The organism is Polaromonas sp. P1_E3 (genome assembly GCF_056405935.1).
Window position 1 is genome coordinate 1 of the sequence record NZ_JBFUBD010000404.1, and the last position, 2,338, is coordinate 2,338.

General features: G+C 62.4%; 2 protein-coding genes. Both read right to left on the reverse strand.

Annotated elements, in window-relative coordinates:
- Window positions 1-914 (reverse strand): MFS transporter (locus AC1D0Z_RS19800; RefSeq protein ID WP_477659885.1); only part of this gene is annotated, 914 nt, incomplete at its 3' end.
- A gap of 3 nt (window positions 915-917) precedes the next feature.
- Window positions 918-2,338 (reverse strand): IucA/IucC family protein (locus AC1D0Z_RS19805; protein WP_477659886.1); only part of this gene is annotated, 1,421 nt, incomplete at its 5' end.

Genomic DNA, 2,338 nt, shown 5'->3' on the forward strand with positions numbered 1-2,338 from the left:
GCAGTAAGCACTGCGCAGGCAATGGCCACTTGGGCCATTTTCCGCAGAGTGCCCGCTATCGGTTGTTGCTCAAAGTAGCGGGCCCACAAAGAAGCGGACACCACAAACCCCAACGCCAGCAAGCCGTAGCACAAGCCCACGATCCAATTGCTGGCCTCGAAAATGGATCGCACATACAGGGCGAAAGGGGTCTGCGTCAACATCCGGCTCACCAGCAAAATTCCGATGATGCCGAGCAGGCCCAGGATGGGTGGGGAGCGCCACGTGGGCAATGGGGCTACCTGCGGTTGAAGCGGCCCTGCGGCTGCCGGGGCTGGGTGCTTTGAGACCGGAACGTCGGGCAGGATGAACGCCGCGGCGGCGGCGCATGCCGCGCAGAGAAGCGCCGCGGCGATATTGATCCAGAAGAAACTCGCAAGGTCAAGAATGAGGCCACCAGCCACCGCCCCGCCCAGTGAGCCGACATTGGTGGATACCTGCAGATAGGCAAACAGGCGTGCCCGCCGCTGGACCGGCTCGATGCTGACGCTGTAGGCCTGCGCCGGCGCGATGTAACCCGCGCAGGCGCCCTGCACGAAACGCAGCACCAGAATGCTCCAGATGTCGTGGGTGAACGCCAGTGCGAGCTGCGTCAGTGCCAGCCCCAGCAAGGCCCTGATCATCATCAGCTTGTGCCCAAACCGATCACCGATGCGCCCCCAGAATGCGCTGGTCAGCACGATGCCCAGCATCGGCCCCACATAGACCGCGATGCCGGCGAAACCGAGCAGCGACCCGGACGCACCGAGCGCCTGCAGATGCACGGGCCAAAACGGCCCGCTCATTTCCATGGCGCCCATGGACACCAGCTGGATGACAAACAGAACGTGAATCAGGTACCCGCCGCTCACGGTCAGGGCTTGGGCCTTCGCCACCGGTCAGGTCCCGCTGTCCGCCAGCGGATTGGGCAAATGATGCTGCAGCCGGTAGTCGGAGTAACGCAGCAGATGCATGCGCAGCACCGACCGGGTGGGCCAGGGACGCTCAAAGAATTCGGTCAGTTCGGCCCGCCAGAATTCCGGGGATACCCGGCCGGCTACGGCATCGAATGCCGCTTGCGTTTCTTCGCGCAGGATTTCCCAGAGACGCGACGGTGCGAGCCCGTACTCACTGGTCAGCATCAAGGCAATTTCGTGCAGGTGGCACACGAAACATGCATCAAGTACAAAGGTGCGCACCGGCTCAATGTCATCGGAAAACACCGTGGGAAGGATGCCTGGATGGACATAGGGTTGGAGTTCGTGCCCGCGGCCGGACAGAAGGGGTGCGTAGGTGCGGCCATCGCCGAAGTCACGTATCAGCAGCTTGCGGGGTAGTCCATCGGCAGAAAACAGCACGGACGTATTTTGCTGGTGCGCTTCCAGCCCGATGCCGTAGAGCAGGTAAATACCGATCACCGGCCGCGTGACGACGCGTACGTATTGCCGAAAGTAGGACTCAACGGCTGTCGGCGACGCTGCGCCGCCGTTGCGCTCCACCAGCTCCGTCATCAGTGGCCTGCCGCTTGTGGGTGACGCAGTAAAAAGGGCGGCCACCGTGATGGGTAACAAGCCGTCAGACCGCTCAAAGGCTTCCTTGCCGCCCCGAAAGGCTACCGACAGGTGACGGCCGGGCCTGTCCTCTTGCCTCACGGCATGCCGGTAATGAAATGCGACCTCTTCCGGAAATATGGAAAGCGTCTGGTCGAAGCCGTTCTCCTCAGCCAGTATTTTCTGGATCAGGGTGCTGATGCGCGGGCCCATGTGGATCGACTTGGCCTGCAGGCTACGCTGCTCGCTGGTGAGCCACAGCGCGACGGGCAGCTTGATCAATGGGGCAGGCAGGCTCGGCATCATGGTCCGAAAGGACATTGTCGGAAGCGTTTCGATGTCCGGACCATCCGTGATCAAGAGGCCTTCCGCGATCTCGCTGGCGTATTCCTTCTTCACATAATGTTCAAGGTGCCATGGGTGAATGGGCAGGGGCAGCCAGTCAGCCTCGTCCAGCTGTCTGGCGTTCAKCTGTTCTTTCCAGCTTGTCCAAAGCACGGGAAAGTTGCCGGCGAACCACTCAGGGTAGTCGCGGACATGCGGCATGCGTTCGATGTACGCCATGTCCTTGCGCAGCGCGGCGATCCGGACCTCGACCCGGGCGTCGAACTCGGGCGAAAGCCGCGCCACACCCTCGGGACTGAGGTCGGGCTTGGACTTCCAGGTGGGATAGAACGGGTGGCCCTCGAGCGAGYCCCACTGGTCAAGAAAGCCGGCCGCGTCCCGGATGCCGACCTGCCGCTGCAGGTAGTCAACGAGTCCGCCGGCAC